The sequence below is a fragment of the Enterobacter sp. B79-1 genome (assembly GCF_057444735.1).
In genome coordinates, this window is sequence record NZ_JBYAZJ010000003.1 from 55,693 (window position 1) to 73,771 (window position 18,079).

The 18,079-nt window shown below is 54.5% G+C and carries 16 protein-coding genes; 11 read left to right on the forward strand and 5 right to left on the reverse strand.

What is annotated here, in order from left to right; translation table 11 throughout:
* Positions 1–2 precede the first annotated feature (2 nt).
* From AC2T6E_RS10685 to hrpB, 5 genes are all read right to left on the reverse strand, one after another.
* Positions 3–2,480 carry a fimbria/pilus outer membrane usher protein gene (locus tag AC2T6E_RS10685; RefSeq protein WP_486691635.1) on the reverse strand — a complete coding sequence of 826 codons (2,478 nt, stop codon included), beginning with the start codon at positions 2,478–2,480 and terminating at the stop codon, positions 3–5.
* A gap of 20 nt (positions 2,481–2,500) precedes the next feature.
* Positions 2,501–3,214: a fimbrial biogenesis chaperone gene (locus tag AC2T6E_RS10690; protein ID WP_108417055.1), complete on the reverse strand. Its 714-nt coding sequence runs from the start codon at positions 3,212–3,214 to the stop codon at positions 2,501–2,503.
* A gap of 42 nt (positions 3,215–3,256) precedes the next feature.
* Positions 3,257–3,829, reverse strand: coding sequence for a fimbrial protein (locus AC2T6E_RS10695; RefSeq protein ID WP_486691638.1), 573 nt, complete (start codon positions 3,827–3,829; stop codon positions 3,257–3,259).
* A 347-nt stretch (positions 3,830–4,176) separates the two neighbouring features.
* Positions 4,177–6,702: a bifunctional glycosyl transferase/transpeptidase gene (mrcB, locus tag AC2T6E_RS10700; protein WP_089599149.1), complete on the reverse strand. Its 2,526-nt coding sequence runs from the start codon at positions 6,700–6,702 to the stop codon at positions 4,177–4,179.
* 169 nt (positions 6,703–6,871) lie between these two features.
* Positions 6,872–9,301 carry an ATP-dependent helicase HrpB gene (gene hrpB, locus AC2T6E_RS10705; protein WP_486691640.1) on the reverse strand — a complete coding sequence of 810 codons (2,430 nt, stop codon included), beginning with the start codon at positions 9,299–9,301 and terminating at the stop codon, positions 6,872–6,874.
* Positions 9,302–9,374: 73 nt separating this feature from the next.
* Here hrpB and thpR point away from each other — a divergent pair, with 73 nt between their 5' ends.
* The 11 genes from thpR (at position 9,375) to AC2T6E_RS10760 (ending at position 18,029) form a co-directional block, all read left to right on the forward strand.
* The gene (thpR, locus tag AC2T6E_RS10710; RefSeq protein WP_312960694.1) at positions 9,375–9,929 is read left to right on the forward strand and encodes an RNA 2',3'-cyclic phosphodiesterase; all 555 of its coding nucleotides are present in this window, start codon (positions 9,375–9,377) and stop codon (positions 9,927–9,929) included.
* Positions 9,919–10,623 carry a DNA/RNA nuclease SfsA gene (gene sfsA / locus AC2T6E_RS10715; protein ID WP_182402878.1) on the forward strand — a complete coding sequence of 235 codons (705 nt, stop codon included), beginning with the start codon at positions 9,919–9,921 and terminating at the stop codon, positions 10,621–10,623. The genes thpR and sfsA overlap by 11 nt, the downstream gene beginning before the upstream one ends.
* A 176-nt stretch (positions 10,624–10,799) precedes the next feature.
* A complete protein-coding gene (gene dksA, locus AC2T6E_RS10720; RefSeq protein ID WP_003829221.1) occupies positions 10,800–11,255 on the forward strand; it encodes an RNA polymerase-binding protein DksA in 456 nt (151 codons plus the stop codon).
* Positions 11,256–11,312: 57 nt separating this feature from the next.
* The gene (gene gluQRS / locus AC2T6E_RS10725; RefSeq protein ID WP_042716982.1) at positions 11,313–12,203 is read left to right on the forward strand and encodes a tRNA glutamyl-Q(34) synthetase GluQRS; all 891 of its coding nucleotides are present in this window, start codon (positions 11,313–11,315) and stop codon (positions 12,201–12,203) included.
* Between the two features lie 42 nt (positions 12,204–12,245).
* Complete coding sequence (pcnB, locus tag AC2T6E_RS10730; protein WP_108417062.1) at positions 12,246–13,643, forward strand: polynucleotide adenylyltransferase PcnB; 1,398 nt, start codon at positions 12,246–12,248, stop codon at positions 13,641–13,643.
* The gene (gene folK, locus AC2T6E_RS10735) at positions 13,640–14,119 is read left to right on the forward strand and encodes a 2-amino-4-hydroxy-6-hydroxymethyldihydropteridine diphosphokinase (RefSeq protein WP_174340805.1); all 480 of its coding nucleotides are present in this window, start codon (positions 13,640–13,642) and stop codon (positions 14,117–14,119) included. Before pcnB ends, folK begins: the two co-directional genes overlap by 4 nt.
* 123 nt (positions 14,120–14,242) lie before the next feature.
* Positions 14,243–15,034, forward strand: coding sequence for a 3-methyl-2-oxobutanoate hydroxymethyltransferase (gene panB / locus AC2T6E_RS10740; RefSeq protein ID WP_214594848.1), 792 nt, complete (start codon positions 14,243–14,245; stop codon positions 15,032–15,034).
* 11 nt (positions 15,035–15,045) lie between these two features.
* Positions 15,046–15,897, forward strand: coding sequence for a pantoate--beta-alanine ligase (gene panC / locus AC2T6E_RS10745; protein ID WP_278435168.1), 852 nt, complete (start codon positions 15,046–15,048; stop codon positions 15,895–15,897).
* A gap of 32 nt (positions 15,898–15,929) precedes the next feature.
* Positions 15,930–16,310, forward strand: coding sequence for an aspartate 1-decarboxylase (gene panD / locus AC2T6E_RS10750; protein ID WP_023334546.1), 381 nt, complete (start codon positions 15,930–15,932; stop codon positions 16,308–16,310).
* A gap of 285 nt (positions 16,311–16,595) precedes the next feature.
* Positions 16,596–17,204: a fimbrial protein gene (locus AC2T6E_RS10755; RefSeq protein WP_126816886.1), complete on the forward strand. Its 609-nt coding sequence runs from the start codon at positions 16,596–16,598 to the stop codon at positions 17,202–17,204.
* Between the two features lie 81 nt (positions 17,205–17,285).
* Positions 17,286–18,029 carry a fimbrial chaperone gene (locus AC2T6E_RS10760; RefSeq protein ID WP_182402881.1) on the forward strand — a complete coding sequence of 248 codons (744 nt, stop codon included), beginning with the start codon at positions 17,286–17,288 and terminating at the stop codon, positions 18,027–18,029.
* Positions 18,030–18,079: the final 50 nt, after the last annotated feature.

Here is an 18,079-nt window from a genome sequence, read left to right on the forward strand (position 1 = left end):
ATTCACCTGCACGTTACCGTTGCCTTAACCATGTCAGTCACGCCGTCGTCGGGCATGTCGATTTCCCCCTGACACTGTTGTTCAGCCTCTTCTCCCCACTGCACGCTGAACGTCGTTTTGTCATGAAGCCCCGTCAGATAGGCTTCTCCGCCATCTCCGACAATGGCGGTGGTGGTATCCAGCGCAACCACTGCGCCAAACGGAACAGGCTTGCCCGCAAAGAGCAGGGTCACCAGCGCGCGCCGTCCAACGCGTGCATCGAACGAGACCTTTATGGCTGCCCCTTTCGTCGGCACGAGATCCTGTGTTGCCGCGTCAATATCGATATCCTGCCGATCCTGGGTATTCACCGTGATGGTGTTGTGTCGATAGGCCGTCAGAGAGGGGACAATTGCATTGCCAAAAGCATCGGTATAAATGCCACGCCCGTTTTGCACCTTGACGTTTTCGCCCTTATTGATGTGCACAATGGCGAAGGCGTCACGCACCGGTTGTCCCAGCGTCACGCCATGCTCATGGGCAACAACCGAGCCCTGCGCGCTATAGTTCCACTGTCGGTTATCGCCACCGTAGCTGTACCCCATCCCGACTTCACCGGAAGCGCCACGGTAACGCCCGGACAGGCTGCCGCCGTAGCCGGTGTTCTGATTGGCATAGCTCTGCTGGAGGTTGTAGCTCAGCTTGTTGTCCTCCAGCGCGGTGCCGCCGAGCCCGACCTGATGCGAGACAAACCCACCGCTGGCGGTGTTCGCGCTGTAGGTTGCCCAGGTATCAGGCAGCCACTTTGAGAACGGAATGTTGACCGTCAACGCCATTTGCCGGTCGGTATCGGCATCCGGCGTGCGGGTCAGGTTGTAGCTTATCGACCAGGTGATATCGCGCCAGCTGGAGCTCAGCCCGGCGCTGACGCTACGCTCATGGCCGTCCATATCCCAGTAATCCTGCTGATAGCCGTTGAGATACGCCGAGCCCCAGTCTGAAATACGCTGAGAAAGGTTTAGCTGCATGCGGCTACGGCGATTGTTGGTTCTGCGGTAGGTATAAATGCCGTCATCGATCTCACTATCACGCCGATCGATAGCCTCCTGAAAGGTATAAAACCCCGAGGTGGAGTAGCGGTAGCTGGCAAGCGTGACGGTCGTATCCGTGTCGGGAATATCTTTTGAGTACTGAGCCCGCCACGATAAACCGCTGGCATCGTCACGCCCGTCATCAAACGCGGTACGAGCGGTCGTTAGATCGACAGATGCGGAGCCGAAGTGCCCCAGGTCGGCACCAATCCCCAGCAGCAGCGCATTATACAGTGACGCTCCCAGCGCGCCGGTATAGGCCGTCACACCGTAAGGCAGACCATAGATAGCCGTACCTTGCGCAAAGATAGGTTCATCTTCACCTTCGTTACCACGATAGCGCCCAGCGGCCAGCGAGTACTTAAAACCGCCTTCTCGCTGTAACACTGGCACCGAGGCGCTGGCCTGTATGAAGCTGTGCTCGCTGCCATCCGCCTCTTCGACGGTCACTTCCAGATCGGCGCCGGATGTCACCTGGCTCAAGTCGCGGATCTCAAAAGGCCCCGGCGAGACGTTTGTTTGATAGATGATGTAGCCGTTTTGCTTGATGGTGACTTTCGCGTCGCTATTAGCAATACCCCGCACAACAGGCGCAAAGCCTTGCTGGCTGACGGGCAGCATAGCGGTGTCCGTTTCCATCTTCACGCCGGTCATCTGGACGCTGTCAAAAAGCTCGCCATTGGTATAGGTCTGCCCCATCTCAAGCTGGCTTTTCAACGCTTTGATGTCACGCTGCAACGTGCTGGCGATAGCCTCCCAGCCGGAAGCGTCGCTCCAGGTGCTGTTATTGCGCAGTCGCCACGCCCCAAGGTTAATCCCCGACTCCAGACCGAGCCAGGTTGAAGAGGTATTGCCCGAGCTATAGTGCTGCTGAGAACCGCTGAGCTGATAGCTTGTCCAGGCGGCAGGTGCACCGTCATCCCAGAACTTCGGGTTAATCGCCCCGGCGGCGGCGCGATCGCGATAGACCTGTGGAATGACCAGCTTCAGGGTCTGGTTATCCTGATTGTAATCGTAGCGTGCATTTTCAATGAAATGAGAGATGTCCCGAACGTAAGCCTGGTCGTCCAGTTCTTTCAAATCCGGGATCGTGTCGACTTTCACGCCAAATTCACGCAGGTCCGCTTTGGTCAGTTCCGGCAGCAGATGCTGTTTATCGTCAGAAATCACATAGGTGAGCGTACGGATATCCAGCACGTCCCGATCCCACATAATCGTCGTGGGGTAGCTCCCCGCAAGTAACCCGTTATCATTGATGAAGTTTTTGAGCGTGGAGGTATTTTCGAGAGGGGTATCCAGTTCAAGGATCCGCAGGTTGAATTCGTCATCCGCATTTGCAGGCTGGATCGCGGCGAGCAGCGCCAGCGCGATCCCGGACAGTACCTGTTTGTGAAGTAAAGATGACGACATAACTTACCAACATGATCGATTCAAAGAGCCTGCTTGCGTTGAGGAGTCTGGGCGCCGAAATCATTAATAGCCGTCCAGGTCACCGCGCCATTTGCCGCTTTTGGTAGCGCGAAACTCTGCTTGCTAAACGGTGCAACCATCATTGAAATGGCACCCGGCGTGGTTTTGGTCTCTTTCACCGGTACACTTTTTCCGCCAACGGACAGTTCGCCAAAAGAGACGTAAAAAGGCGTAGGGTTGTTTGCGATTAGCGTGTCCCCCTGACGATGGAACGTGATCTTTTCATAGGCTCCCAGGGCATCAGCTTCCTTCAACTGAGCGGGACGCCAGAAAAGCTTCAGGCGCGTTTTCATAGCGAACTGCAGGGTATTCTTCTCTTTCAGGTCGGGAGACAGAGCAGAGACAGATTTCACATTCGCCAGAAACAGTGATTCGCGATCTGCCGGCAGGCTGTTTTTATCACCGGTAAAAATAACGTGTAACAGCGTCTGACGATTTTCCTGCAACTTATAGACTGGCGGCGTAATAATAAAGGGAGCCTTTGCATCATTGGGGTAACTGACCCAGCTTTGCACCAGATAACGCGTATGAGGATCTTTATTTTTAAGTGCGATTTGTACTTCAGATTTATTCGATGGATAAATGATTCGCGTACCACCGAGAACAACGCTTGCCTGCACTGAACAGCAAGAAATAATTAAACAGCCACATAACAATTTAAATAACGTCTTCATACAGCATTCCAGAAGGCAGCCGTTCAGGCTGCCAGTCATTGTTTAGCGATAGACAACCTCAAATGTGGCTGAGGAGGAGTAATGACCCGCGGTTGGCGCGGTATCACCGACCTGAATCACTTTCGCGGTGTAGTTAAAGACAGAAGCCGCTGCGCCGGTCGCATCGTTAGCCACGTCGGTGCCCGCATCCGGTACTGAACCGTCGAAGACCACATCGCCTTTAGAGCCATTATCATTGCTGACAATGATGCCAACGTTAGTGGCGTTGCCTGCGCCGGAGAGATCGTTCTTCAAACGCTTGTACGCAGCGTCTGTTGTTGTGCCGCTGAACTTGAGGTTCAGGTTGGCGACCAGCGGGTCACATTTTTTCACTTCAATATTAAACGCTTTAGACGTCCCGACCTGACCGTCGATGCCAAAATCTGAAGGATAAGTATCTGCGAATGTAACGGTGGAGGTATTGGTCCCCGTACCATCAACATCGATTTCGCAGGTATCCGCCACAATTTTTCCGGCGAAATTTACCGTACCTGAATCATTCGCCGCAAAGACCGGCAGCGACAACGCCGCCATAACGCTTCCGGCCAATAAAGAAGAAATAAATATCTTATCCATAACAACATCCTTATATATGCTTACAACGGAATCCATTCCTGGGAAAAATACTTTTCGCCAGAATGTTTTTTTAAATGAGGTATCACTTCCCCCCGGAAGACCATTAATAAGAACATCCCATGAGGAAAGTGAAACTCACGAACTTAATTACATCAGATTAATCTTTATCGTGTCCAGCAGACTGGCGAATGAAATAGTTTAAAGTAACACCAACATACTGATTGCAATAAGAAAACTCATGCATTAATAATTCTTAATTAGAATTTTACTAAAATTAAAATAAGAACAAATGTAAACACAAAAAAAAAGCCGCTTATCACTAAGCGGCTTTTTATTCAGGAAACTAATCAGTTTCCGCCAAACATGTCCTTGATCCAGCCCGCTACACCATCACTGTCCTTCTTCTCATTCTGCTGCTGCGGCTGTTGTTGCTGCGGCTGCTGAGGTTGAGAAGACTGATCGAACGGATTGCCCGTCGGCTGTTCTGGCTGGCTCTGCTGGCACAGCGAGTCTGGATTGGTTGTCCAGACCGGCAGCGTGCGCATACCGCCACCGCAGATAAAGTTACCGGATCCATCAACGCCCATATCAACGATATCTTCCGGCGCAACAAGGTTCAGCGGCACCGGGGACTGATTCGCCAGATAGCGCTGGTAAATCGACATCGCCCCGCTCGCCCCGTACAGTTTGGTCGGCTGGTTGTTGTCGCGGCCTACCCAGGTGATCACCACTTCACGGCCATCAATACCGGCAAACCAGGTATCGACGTTGTTGTTAGTGGTACCTGTTTTACCCGCCAGATGCAGACCCGGGTATTTCGCTCCCAGCTGACGCCCGGTACCACGCTGCACAACCTGCTGCATGGTCCACAGCGTCATATATGCCGCCTGCGCCGGAACAGCACGCTCCGCCTGCGGGAAGCTTTGATAGAGCACAGAACCGTCTTCGGCAATGACCGAGCGCAGCGCAGAAAGCTGTGCACGGTTACCGCCGCTGGCGATGGTCTGGAACGCCTGCGCCACTTCGATTGGCGTCAGGTTAAGCGCCCCCAGAATCATCGCCGGGACCGGATGCAGCTGATCTTTCGGCACGCCCAGCTTCTGCCAGGTATCGGTGATAGCAGGCAGGCCCAGCGCCATACCAAGGTTAACGGTTGGTACGTTCATGGAACGCGTTAACGCATCCACCAACATTACCTGACCGCTGAACTGTTTATCATCGTTCTGCGGAGACCACACCTGACCGTTTGGCTGACGCAGGGAGATCGGTGCATCGGCGATCCAGGTATTCAGACGATACTGGTTCGGCTGGCTCAGCGCGGTAAGGTAGGTCGCCGGTTTTGCCAGAGAACCAATTGAACGACGCGCCTGCATTGCACGGTTATAACCCGCAAACTGCGGCTCAGCGCCGCCCACCATGGCGCGAACTTCACCGGTGTTACGGTCAACCACCACCATCGCGGTTTCCAGATCGCTCAGCTTGCGCTGTTTCTTCAGCGCTGGAATGCCCTCAACGGCCGCTTTTTCTGCCGCGTCCTGCGCCACGGAGTCGAAGGTGGTAAAGATCTTCACGCCGGAGAGATCTTTCACCTTATCACCGAGCTTAGACTGCAGCTCCTGACGCACCATCTGCATAAACGCAGGCTGCGGGGAGATCACGCCGCCGCGCGGCTGAACGCCGAGTGGACGCGCGCTCAGCATGTCGTACAGTTCCTGATCGATCACCTGCTGTTGTTGCAGCAGACGCAGCACCAGGTTACGACGCTCCAGCGCCAGTTTCGGGTTACGCCACGGGTTATAGATGGACGCCCCTTTCACCATGCCCACCAGCAGCGCCTGCTGGTCAAGGCTCAGCTCTTCCACCGGACGGCCAAAGTAGTACAGACTCGCCAGCGGGAAGCCGCGGATTTCGTTATCACCGCTCTGACCGAGGTACACCTCGTTCATGTACAGCTCAAGGATACGATCCTTGCTGTAACGGGCATCCATCAGCACCGCCATATACGCTTCGTTGGCTTTACGCCAGTAGGAGCGTTCGCTGGAGAGGAACAGGTTCTTCACCAGCTGCTGGGTCAGGGTACTTGCCCCCTGCACGGTACGTCCGGCGGTCAGGTTCGCCAGCACCGCACGACCAATCGAGTAAAGGCTAATACCGTCGTGCTCGTAGAAGTGACGGTCTTCGGTTGCCAGCAGGGTATCCACCAGCAGGTCCGGGAAGCCGTTACGCGCCACGAACAGACGTTGCTCGCCGTTGGCCGACGAAAGCATGGTGATCAAACGCGGATCGAGACGGAAGAAACCGAACTGGCGGTCGTTATCCATGTTCTCGATCGTTTCCAGGCGATCGCCGTCGAAGGTCAGACGCGCGCGCACCTGCCCTTCTTTGCTGTCCGGGAAGTCGAACGGACGACGGATCATCTCAATGCTCTTCGCCTGCACCGTAAACTCGCCTGGGCGGGTCATTTTCGTGACCTGACGATACTGTGTCGCCTGCAGCAGTTTGACCATCTCGTTCTTGCTGATGGACATATCCGGCTCAAGGTTCACCATACGGCCATAGACTGCCGCAGGTAACTGCCAGACTTTCCCGTCAATACGGCTGCGGATCTTCTGATCCAGATACACGCCGTAGATCGCGATCAGCACCACAAAAACAATAAACAGCTTCAGCAGCAGCCAGAACCAGCCGCGCTTACCACGAGGCTTCCGCCCTTTGCCTTTCCCTTTACGTGGCATTGGCTCATCATCCTCATAATCGTCTTCGTAGTCATCGTCATACTCCTCATCTCTGAGGCGACGACGGCTCACCTTTTCTTTCGCCGGACGCGTTGGCTTTCCCTTACGTCCTATTGGCTCGCGGTCATTCCCCGCCATGCTTTTTCTCCGCAACATTCAGGCGCAAAGGCCAGATTTTCTTATCTTTCACAGGTCTATGAAAGAAGAAATCTCTCAAAATTGGTTTTCTCCCTCTCCCTGTGGGAGAGGGCCGGGGTGAGGGCATCAGGCCGCACAATTCAGGCCGCACTCCCCTCTTTCACCTTACTCACGAATACTTCTTCGTCCGCCTCGTCGGCGCCGTATTTGCCGGGTCGTCCGGCCAGACGTGTTTGGGATACCGCCCCTTCATCTCTTTTTGCACTTCACGGTAGCTTCCCGCCCAAAACGCCCCCAGGTCACGAGTGATCTGCAACGGGCGATGCGCCGGGGACAGCAGTTCGAGCACCAGAGAAACGCGCCCTTCCGCGATGGACGGCGTGGTAGCCTCCCCAAACATCTCCTGCATCCTTACCGCCAGCGCCGGAGGATTATCCTCGTTATAGCGAATGGCAATCCGGCTTCCGGTCGGCACAGTGTAATGCCCAGGCAGTTCACTATCCAGACGTTGACGTAATGACCAGTCCAGTAAATTCTGTAACGCGGCCTTAACATCGAGCGCTTTCAGCGCTCTGAGCGAATGTACGCCGCTCATTTGCGGCAGCAGCCAATCTTCCAGGGAAGCCAGCAGCGTCTCATCATCAACCGTCGGCCAGCCATACTCCGGCAGCCAGCGTGCGGCACAGTGCAGCCGAATACGGTACTGCTCGGCCTCTGGCGTCCAGTTCAATACGCTCAGCCCTTTTTCGCGAATGCCGTTCAGCATGGCCTGATGGAGCTCTTCTTCCGACGGCTTCGCCAGCGGCTTTGTACCTAACGTCAGCTTACCGATCTGGCTACGACGAAACGCCTTAAGCGTGCCCTGGTTATCATCCCACTCAATGATATCGGATTGCTGGAGCAATTGCGGGCAACAGCGCGTCAGGGCGTCAATATCAACGGCAATTGCCTGTAAAATACGCGCGTCCGGGGAATGGCTGCCCTGCAGTAATAGCGGTGCAATCAGCCATTCATGGCGCGTCAGGGCGTCATCGCTGTCCAGCATCGCCCCCATGCCGTTTGCCAGCTGATAACGTCCGTCCAGCCCGCGACGGCGGGCGATCCGGTCCGGGAAGGCCTGTGTCAGCAGGAAGCCAATACTCGCGCTGTCAGGCGAACCACCGCGGCTGTTCAGACGTTTGCACAGCTGCTGCGCCCGCTGCTGCCAGTTCCCCTGATTGCGCGAAAACGCCTGCCCCAGATCGCTGCTGCCACCGCGAGGCGGCTCCTCAAGAATAGCCGCCAGTTTTGCCGCCGTGGCAATTTCATCATCCCCTTGCGCGGCCACCAGCATCGCGGCCAGACGCGGCTCGTTGCCCAGTGTCGCCATTTTCTGGCCGCGCGCCGTCAGGCGCTCGCCTTCGAGCGCACCAAGCTGCGTCAGCAGGTTGCGCGCAGCGGTGAGGTTTACGACAGGCGGAGGATTAAGCCAGGTGAGCTGTTCAGGGTTCGGGCAGCCCCACAGCAACAGGTCCAGGACCAGGCCAGATAAATCACTTTGTAAAATTTCCGGCGTGCTTTGCTGCGCCGCGCGTTCCGCCTGCTCTGTGCCCGTCAAATGCAGGCAGATGCCCGGCTCAAGACGCCCCGCACGGCCCGCACGCTGCACCATCGATGCCTGGCTGATGCGCTGCGTAAGCAGTTTGGTTAGCCCGGTGCGCGGGTCAAAACTTGCCACCCTCTCCTGCGCGCTATCCACCACCAGACGAATGCCTTCAATGGTCAAACTGGTTTCAGCAATGTTGGTTGCCAGTACCACCTTGCGCTGCCCCGCCGGGGCCGGAAGAATGGCTTTACGCTGATCCTGTAGCGACAACGCGCCGTAGAGCGGGCAAAGCAGCACATCGGCGCCTACGCGGGAGGAAAGCTGCTCCTGCACGCGCTGGATTTCACCGACGCCCGGTAAAAACAGCAGCAGCGAACCGGGTTCCTGGCGCAGCAGTTCTGCCGTCGCAATAGCGACGGCCTCATCAAAACGCTGATGGGCGGGAAGCGCCTGATAGCGACGTTCAACCGGGAACGCCCGTCCTTCTGAGGAGATAACCGGGGCATAAGGTAAAGCCTGCTGCAGGCGCTCGTTATCGAGTGTCGCCGACATAATCAGCAGCCGAAGATCGTCGCGCAGCCCCTGCTGCACGTCCAGCAGCAGCGCCAGCGCTAAATCCGCCTGCAGGCTGCGCTCGTGGAATTCATCCAGAATCACCAGCCCGATCCCCGTCAGCTCAGGATCGTTTTGCAGCATACGGGTGAGGATACCCTCGGTCACCACTTCAAGACGCGTAGCGGGGCCGACGCAGGTTTCTGCACGCATCCGGTAACCTACCGTCTCGCCCGGTTTTTCATTAAGCAGTTCGGCCAGGCGCTGCGCCACGTTACGCGCCGCCAGCCTGCGCGGCTCCAGCAGGATTATTTTCCCGCGAATATTCCCCTCTTTGAGGATTTGCAGCGGCAACCAGGTGGATTTACCCGCCCCCGTTGGGGCATTCAGAAAAACCTGCGGGGCATCGTTTAGGGTAGCGAGAAGCTCAGGAAGGACGGCGGCGACCGGCAATGAGGACACTAACAGCTCCAGAGGGTTAACATTAGACGGCGTACATTGTAGCATCGGCGCAAATCATTACCGAGTCCTCCGTATGTCTGAGTCGAAACGACTGTTTTTCGCCATTGAACTTCCCGCCACGCTTCAGCGGCAAATCGTCCGCTGGCGCGCGGAACATTTCCCTTCGGAGGCGGGTCGTCCTGTTGCGGCGGCGAATATGCACCTGACGCTGGCCTTTCTGGGTGAGGTAAGCGCGGATAAACAGCGCGCGTTAGCCGCGATGGCCGGACGCATTTCCCAGCCGGGGTTTACGCTGCACCTCGACGATGCCGGTCAGTGGCTACGCTCACGCGTGGTCTGGCTGGGCACGCGCCGGCCGCCGCGCGGATTGTTACAGCTGGCAAATATGCTGCGCGCCCAGGCAGCACGCAGCGGCTGTTACCAAAGCCCGCAGCCGTTTCATCCACATATCACGTTGCTGCGCGATGCCGGTCAGGCCGTTGCCATTCCAGCACCGGGCTTTCACTGGGCCTTTCCGGTGACCGAATTTGCGCTTTATGAATCTGTCTTTGCACAAGGACGCACCCGCTACACGCCGCTACAGCGCTGGACGTTGGGTGACGCACTAAGGAAATCCGATGAAGTTTAGTCCTGCTCTACAGCACGCCACGCTGATCCAGCGCTACAAACGCTTTCTCGCCGACGTGATCACACCCGAAGGTGAACAGCTCACCCTGCACTGCCCCAACACCGGTGCGATGACCGGTTGTGCGACGCCGGGTGACAGGGTCTGGTATTCCACATCAGAAAATACTAAACGCAAGTATCCCCATACCTGGGAAATGACCGAAACCCAAAATGGGGCATTTATTTGCGTTAATACCCTGCGCGCAAATCAACTGGTTAAGGAAGCGCTGACCCATGGCACAATTCCTGAACTGGTAGGATATGGCACGCAAAAAAGCGAAGTGAAATATGGCGATGAAAGCAGCAGAATTGACTTCATGTTACAGGCGGAAGACAGGCCTGAGTGCTATATTGAAGTGAAATCAGTGACGTTAGCGGAACAGGAAAATGGCTACTTTCCGGATGCGGTAACGCTACGTGGCCAGAAGCATCTGCGAGAGCTAATGAGTGTAGCGGCGGCGGGCAAACGCGCCGTGTTGCTGTTTGCGGTTTTGCATTCAGCCATTGAACGATTCTCCCCCGCCCGCCATATCGATCCTAAATACGCGCAATTGTTGAATGAGGCACAAAAGCAGGGGGTGGAGGTTTTCGCTTATAAAGCGGAACTTTCTGCCGATAATATGACTCTGAGATCCTCTCTTCCCATTGTCTTATAAGGGAATAGACGATTGACTATTATGTGTTCTGGCCGCGTGCGCAAATACGCTTTTCCTCACAGGCTTGTCAAGTGTTACGTTTAGATAATTGCCATACGGAAAAGCATCTGCTATTTATAGCGACCTGATTTTTCCCCCAACACGGGGATCGATAGTGCGTGTTAAGGAGAAGCAACATGCAAGAAGGGCAAAACCGTAAAACATCGTCCCTGAGTATTCTCGCCATCGCTGGGGTGGAGCCGTATCAAGAGAAACCGGGCGAAGAGTATATGAACGAAGCCCAGCTGTCGCACTTCAGGCGTATTCTTGAAGCATGGCGTAATCAACTCAGGGATGAAGTCGATCGCACCGTTACACATATGCAGGATGAAGCTGCAAACTTCCCGGATCCGGTAGACCGTGCCGCTCAGGAAGAAGAGTTCAGCCTCGAACTGCGTAACCGTGACCGCGAACGCAAACTGATCAAAAAGATCGAGAAAACGCTGAAAAAAGTCGAAGACGAAGATTTTGGCTACTGCGAATCCTGCGGTGTTGAAATCGGCATTCGTCGCCTGGAAGCGCGTCCAACCGCCGATCTGTGTATCGACTGTAAAACGCTGGCCGAAATCCGCGAAAAACAGATGGCTGGCTAATGCCACCCCTCTAACTACTGCAAAGGCGGGAGTCTCTCCCGCCTTGTTACTGTTGATATGTCTGAATCACACTATATTGGGCGCTTCGCGCCATCTCCTTCCGGTGAATTACACTTCGGCTCATTAATTGCCGCGCTCGGCAGCTACCTGCAAGCTCGTGCCCGCCAGGGCAAATGGCTCGTCCGCATTGAAGATATTGATCCTCCGCGTGAAGTTCCCGGTGCAGCAGAAACGATTCTGCGTCAGCTGGAACATTACGGTCTTCACTGGGACGACGATGTATTGTGGCAGTCACAACGTCATGATGCCTATCGGGAACGTCTGGCGTGGCTCTATGAACAAGGGCTGTCCTATTACTGCACCTGCACCCGCGCGCGTATTCAAAGCGTGGGTGGCGTCTATGACGGCCACTGCCGCACGTTGAACAACGGTCCTGAAAATGCCGCCGTGCGTATACGGCAGCGTTCCCCGGTGACGCACTTTACCGATTTACTCTCCGGCGAAATCTACGCCAACAAACGTCTTGCCTGTGAAGATTTCATCATCCATCGCCGCGACGGCCTGTTCGCCTATAACCTGGCGGTGGTGGTGGACGATCATTTCCAGGGCGTGACGGAAATTGTGCGCGGGGCGGATCTGGTTGAGCCGACGGTGCGGCAAATATCGCTTTATCATCAGTTTGGCTGGACAGCGCCGGATTACATCCACCTGCCGCTGGCGGTCAATGCGCGGGGCGTTAAGCTCTCCAAGCAGAACCACGCGCCCGCCCTGCCAGGCGGCGATCCGCGTCCTGTTTTGATCGACGCGCTGCGGTTTCTCAACCAAAATGTAACCAACGAATGGCAGGATTTGCGTATAGACGAACTGCTGGATCTGGCCGTCGCCCACTGGACGCTCGAGGCCGTGCCAAAAATCCAGCATTCTCAAATGCGTTGCGCTGAGCTATGATTAGCCGCTTTTTTCATAACAAAACACACTACGAGGTGTACTATTTTTACCCGAGTCGCTAATTTTTGCCGTAAAGTGCTAAGCCGCGAAGAGAGCATGGCTAACGACGCTATTGCGCAAAACCGCATGTCGGTTATTCCGCGTGAGCAGCACACTATTTCCCGCAAAGATATCAGTGAAAATGCCCTCAAGGTGCTCTATCGTCTGAATAAAGCAGGCTACGAGGCCTATCTCGTTGGCGGTGGGGTGCGGGATTTACTGCTGGGCAAAAAACCAAAAGATTTCGACGTGACGACCAGCGCCACGCCAGAACAGGTGCGCAAATTATTCCGTAACTGCCGTCTTGTTGGCCGCCGTTTCCGCCTTGCGCACGTCATGTTTGGTCCAGAAATCATCGAAGTGGCGACGTTCCGTGGCCATCACGAAGCGGGCGTATCGGATCGCACGACGTCCCAGCAGGGTCAGAACGGCATGCTGCTGCGTGATAACATCTTCGGTTCCATCGAAGAAGATGCCCAGCGCCGCGATTTCACCATCAACAGCCTTTACTACAGCGTGGCGGATTTCACCGTACGGGATTACGTTGGCGGTATGCAGGACCTGAAAGAAGGCCTGATTCGCCTGATCGGCACGCCGGAAACCCGTTACCGCGAAGACCCCGTGCGTATGCTGCGTGCCGTGCGTTTTGCGGCCAAATTAAACATGCGCATCAGCCCTGAGACCGGTGAGCCGATCCCGCGTCTGGCAACGCTGATTAACGACGTGCCGCCAGCGCGTCTGTTTGAAGAGGCGCTGAAGCTGTTGCAGGCGGGTTACGGGTATGAAACCTACAATCTGCTGCGCGAATACAGCCTGTTCCAGCCCCTCTTCCCAACCATCACGCGCTGCTTTACTGAGAACGGTGACAGCCCGATGGAACGCATCATTGCGCAGGTGCTGAAGAATACCGACACCCGCATCCAGAATGACATGCGTGTGAACCCGGCATTCCTGTTTGCCGCAATGTTCTGGTATCCCCTGCTGGAAGCAGCACAGCGAATTGCGCAGGAAAGCGGTCTGGCCTATTACGATGCCTTTGCGCTGGCGGCAAACGACGTGCTGGATGAAGCCTGTCGTACGCTCGCGATCCCAAAACGTATCACCACGCTGGTGCGTGACATCTGGCAACTTCAGCTGCGCATGTCCCGTCGCCAGGGCAAACGCGCCTGGAAGCTGATGGAGCATCCTAAATTCCGCGCCGCGTTCGACCTGCTGGCACTGCGCGCTGAAATTGAAAAGAACCAGGAGCTGCAGCGTCTGGCGCAGTGGTGGGGCGAATTCCAGGTCTCTGCACCACCCGAGCAAAAAGGGATGCTGACCAATCTGGATGAAGAGCCAGAACCGCGTCGTCGCCACCGTCGCCCGCGCAAACGCGCACCGCGTCGCGAAGGCTCAGCGTGACCCTCGCCTACATCGCCATCGGCAGTAATCTGGCCTCTCCGCTGGAGCAGGTTAACGCTGCCGTTCAGGCGCTCGGGGAGATCCCGCAAAGCCAGATTATTGCGGTCTCCTCTTTTTATCGCACGCCGCCGCTGGGCCCGCAGGATCAGCCTGATTATCTGAACGCCGCCGTCGTGCTCGACACGGCTCTGGATGCCGAAACGCTGCTGGATAATACCCAGCGTATTGAGCTACAACAGGGTCGCGTACGCAAAGCCGAACGCTGGGGGCCGCGCACGCTCGACCTCGACCTGATGCTGTTTGGCAACGAGATAATCAATACCGAACGCCTCACCGTTCCGCATTACGACATGAAAAACCGCGGTTTTATGCTCTGGCCGCTGTTTGAAGTTGCCCCCGACCTTATCTTCCCCGACGGCCTCTCTCTGAAGGCCGTGCTGGAAAGCCTCCGCGCGGAAAAACCCGCCTGCTGGTAAACCTGTTTCATTGCTGATTAACCATTAAATAATTATGGTTAATCGGTTACCTAAAATCATTGTTACCTCCAATGTTACTGTTAGAATGCGCAAAGATTCGCTTTTGGGCTATCAGGAAACAGTATGAAACCAACCACCATCTCCTTACTGCAGAAATGCAAACAGGAAAAAAAACGCTTCGCCACCATCACCGCGTATGACTACAGCTTCGCCAAACTCTTTGCCGAAGAGGGTATCAACGTCATGCTGGTCGGAGATTCGTTAGGGATGACGGTACAAGGACATGATTCCACCCTGCCGGTCACGGTTGAGGATATCGCTTACCATACCCGCGCCGTGCGCCGTGGTGCCCCAGCCTGCCTGCTGCTTTCCGATCTGCCGTTTATGGCCTACGCCACGCCAGAGCAGGCCTTTGAAAATGCGGCAGTCGTGATGCGCGCCGGGGCCAATATGGTCAAAATCGAAGGCGGCGCCTGGCTGGTGGATACGGTGAAGATGCTCACTGAACGCGCCGTGCCGGTGTGCGGCCATTTGGGCCTGACGCCGCAGTCCGTCAACATCTTTGGCGGGTATAAGGTGCAGGGCCGCGGTGACGCTGCCCAGACGCTGTTTGATGATGCCCTGGCGCTGGAAGCCGCAGGCGCGCAGCTGCTGGTGCTGGAGTGCGTTCCGGTTGAACTGGCGAAACGCATCACCGACGCGCTGTCGATTCCGGTGATTGGCATTGGTGCTGGCAACGTGACCAACGGCCAGATTCTGGTGATGCACGACGCCTTTGGCATCACCGGCGGGCATATCCCGAAGTTTGCCAAAAATTTCCTCACTGAAGCGGGCGACATGCGCGCCGCGGTCAGGCAGTATATTGCCGACGTTGAATCCGGTGTTTACCCGGGTGAAGAACACAGTTTCCATTAAGGAGTCTCGTTGTGCTAATCATTGAAACCCTGCCGCTGCTTCGTCAGCATATCCGTCGCGCGCGTCAGGAAGGTAAACGTATCGCACTGGTCCCGACCATGGGCAACCTGCATGACGGCCATATGAAGCTGGTCGACGAAGCGAAAGCGCGGGCAGATATCGTAGTGGTCAGTATCTTCGTTAACCCCATGCAGTTTGACCGAGCCGACGATCTGGCACGCTATCCTCGCACCCTGCAGGAAGATTGCGAGAAGCTCAAAAAACGCCATGCGGATATTGTCTTCTCTCCGGCGCCGTCGGACGTGTATCCGCAGGGTACGGAAGAAGCAACTTACGTTGACGTACCGGGCATTTCCACCATGCTGGAAGGCGCGAGCCGTCCGGGTCATTTCCGCGGCGTGTCGACCATCGTCAGCAAGCTCTTTAACCTGGTGCAGCCAGACGTTGCCTGCTTCGGTGAGAAAGATTTCCAGCAGCTGGCGCTGATCCGCAAGATGGTGGCGGATATGGGTTACGATATTGAGATCGTCGGCGTACCGATTGTGCGTGCGAAAGACGGCCTGGCGCTCAGCTCCCGCAACGGCTACCTGACCGCTGACCAGCGCAAAATCGCGCCGGGCTTAAGCAAGGTGATGAACACCATGGCGGAACAGCTGCTGGCGAAAGAGCTAAATGCAGAAGAAATCGTCGCCCTTGCAGAGCAGACCCTGAACGACAAAGGCTTCCGCGCTGACGATATTCAAATCCGCGATGCTGATACCCTGCTTGAACTGACAGAGACCAGTAAACGCGCGGTGATTCTGGTGGCGGCATGGCTCGGTCAGGCTCGCCTAATCGACAATAAAGTGGTTGAGCTGGTGTAGTTCTTCACCCTTGATAATTAAAGGTAAACGTAATGATTCGCAAAATGCTGCAAGGTAAACTTCACCGTGTGAAAGTCACCCAGGCCGATCTGCACTATGAAGGCTCCTGCGCGATCGATCAGGATTTTCTCGACGCTGCGGGCATCCTTGAAAACGAAGCGATTGATATCTGGAATGTGAACAACGGCAAACGTTTCTCAACCTACGCGATTGCTGCCGAGCGCGGGTCTAAAATCATTTCCGTGAACGGTGCTGCCGCACATTGCGCGGACGTGGGCGACATCGTCATTATCGCCAGCTTTGTCATGATGTCTGACGAAGAAGCGCGTCGCTGGCAGCCGAAGGTGGCTTATTTCGACGGCGACAACGATATGAAACGCACCGCGAAGGCGATTCCGGTTCAGGTGGCCTGATATTTATATAATATGGCCCATTCCCGAATATTATTCATATGAATGGGTCATTTAAAATCATTCAAAAATTAAATACTTTATATCATTTATATAAACAATCCAGCCTGGCACATACACCCCATTGATTATTAATAGCTTTAAATATTCTAAATTATTCATTTAGATTTAATAACGAAGCAGCCTCTATTTTTCATAAAAAATATCAATATAATCCTTTTCGAAATTTAATTTCAAACAATGGCTTTACTGGCATTTATTATTTAAACAACGAATATGGATATTGAAATGATTTCTAAAAAATATGGTTTGGCAATTGCAATGGCAAGCATTCTGGCTGCGGGTTCAGCGGTAGCAGCAGATCCTGACACGGGTACTATTACTTTCCACGGCATGGTTTCTAACAATACTTGCCAGGTCTCCCTTGACCAGAAAATCGATCAGGACGGTAACGATTTTGACGTGACTCTGGATACTGTATTTGTACGCGATTTCACAAATTCACTGGGTACCACCAGCACCCTGGGTGAAAAGAAATTCTCCCTTTCACTGACTGGTTGTGATACTGCGACTGCGAAGAAAGCATCTGCACAGTTCTCTTCATGGGCGGGTTCCTCTTCAACCGAAGGCGGCCTGCTGGTTCCACCAAGCAATGCTCAGGGTTCAGCTAAGAACGTTAACCTGGTGCTGTCAAACGACGGTAACTCCGCAACCGACCAGATCAAAGTTGACCAGACCAATAACACCCAGAAAGCGGATATCGACGCAGCTACCGGCGCAGGTAACCTGTACTACCGCGTAGCATACACCCAGGCTCAGGGTTGGGATGCAGCCGCTAACCCAGTATCTGCGGGTACTGTGCAGGCACAGGTTGCCTTCACCATGATTTACGAATAAGAGATTCGTAAATTTTAAATCTAAGCAATCCTTCATTGTAAATGAAGGATTGCTTGTATAATTCCAAAAGGAAGTGGAAAAATGTCTAATTCAGTATTCATTAAAGGCTTTAAAGCCGCATTGCTCGTTACTGCTTTTTTGTCCGCATCGAATGCAAATGCGGATATTGTTATTTCCGGCACGCGTATCGTATATCCGCAATCATCAAAAGATGTCGTTGTTAATCTCGATAACCATGGGACTAAACCCCTTTTGGTTCAAACATGGCTTGATGACGGCCGCGATGGTGTAAACCCGCAAGAGCTGAAACTCCCTTTTATCATTACCCCCCCGGTATCGCGCATTGACCCGAAAAAAGGCCAATCTGTACGCATTACTTACATGGGTACCCCTTTACCACAGGATCGTGAATCGCTTTTCTGGTTCAACGTCCTGGAAATTCCGCCAAAATCAAAAGCTGCGGGCAAAGAGAACCTTAACCAGCTTCAACTGGCATTCAGAACACGTATTAAATTCTTTTTCCGCCCTGATGGATTAAAAGGCACGGCAGGTGAAGCAGCCGAACATTTGACCTGGACGCAGAAGAAAGAAGGGAATGAGGTTAAGCTTGTTGCTCACAATAATTCACCTTATAACGTCGCCGTTTCGACGGTAACTATTAAAACCAGCCAAAAAACATACGACGTTGTTCACCAGGCCGTTCAGCCGTTCAGCGATGCCGCTATGGTAGTGAAAGGTTTATCTTCAGCAGTAAATGGCAGTGTAGAGTTTGACACCATTAATGACTATGGTGGCACAGACCATCACAAGGTTGAGCTTAAATAAATTGAGCCCCCTTTCATTCATATAATAATTGATAGCATTAACTCTGCAGA

What these genes read in the sequence shown, in the direction of transcription:
- AC2T6E_RS10685 (WP_486691635.1), bottom strand. Translation starts at nt 2,480, where the DNA reads ATGTCGTCATCTTTACTTCACAAACAGGTACTGTCCGGGATCGCGCTG.
- AC2T6E_RS10690 (WP_108417055.1), bottom strand. Translation starts at nt 3,214, where the DNA reads ATGAAGACGTTATTTAAATTGTTATGTGGCTGTTTAATTATTTCTTGC.
- AC2T6E_RS10695 (WP_486691638.1), bottom strand. Translation starts at nt 3,829, where the DNA reads ATGGATAAGATATTTATTTCTTCTTTATTGGCCGGAAGCGTTATGGCG.
- mrcB (WP_089599149.1), bottom strand. Translation starts at nt 6,702, where the DNA reads ATGGCGGGGAATGACCGCGAGCCAATAGGACGTAAGGGAAAGCCAACG.
- thpR (WP_312960694.1), top strand. Translation starts at nt 9,375, where the DNA reads ATGTCTGAGTCGAAACGACTGTTTTTCGCCATTGAACTTCCCGCCACG.
- sfsA (WP_182402878.1), top strand. Translation starts at nt 9,919, where the DNA reads ATGAAGTTTAGTCCTGCTCTACAGCACGCCACGCTGATCCAGCGCTAC.
- dksA (WP_003829221.1), top strand. Translation starts at nt 10,800, where the DNA reads ATGCAAGAAGGGCAAAACCGTAAAACATCGTCCCTGAGTATTCTCGCC.
- gluQRS (WP_042716982.1), top strand. Translation starts at nt 11,313, where the DNA reads ATGTCTGAATCACACTATATTGGGCGCTTCGCGCCATCTCCTTCCGGT.
- panB (WP_214594848.1), top strand. Translation starts at nt 14,243, where the DNA reads ATGAAACCAACCACCATCTCCTTACTGCAGAAATGCAAACAGGAAAAA.
- panD (WP_023334546.1), top strand. Translation starts at nt 15,930, where the DNA reads ATGATTCGCAAAATGCTGCAAGGTAAACTTCACCGTGTGAAAGTCACC.
- AC2T6E_RS10755 (WP_126816886.1), top strand. Translation starts at nt 16,596, where the DNA reads ATGATTTCTAAAAAATATGGTTTGGCAATTGCAATGGCAAGCATTCTG.
- AC2T6E_RS10760 (WP_182402881.1), top strand. Translation starts at nt 17,286, where the DNA reads ATGTCTAATTCAGTATTCATTAAAGGCTTTAAAGCCGCATTGCTCGTT.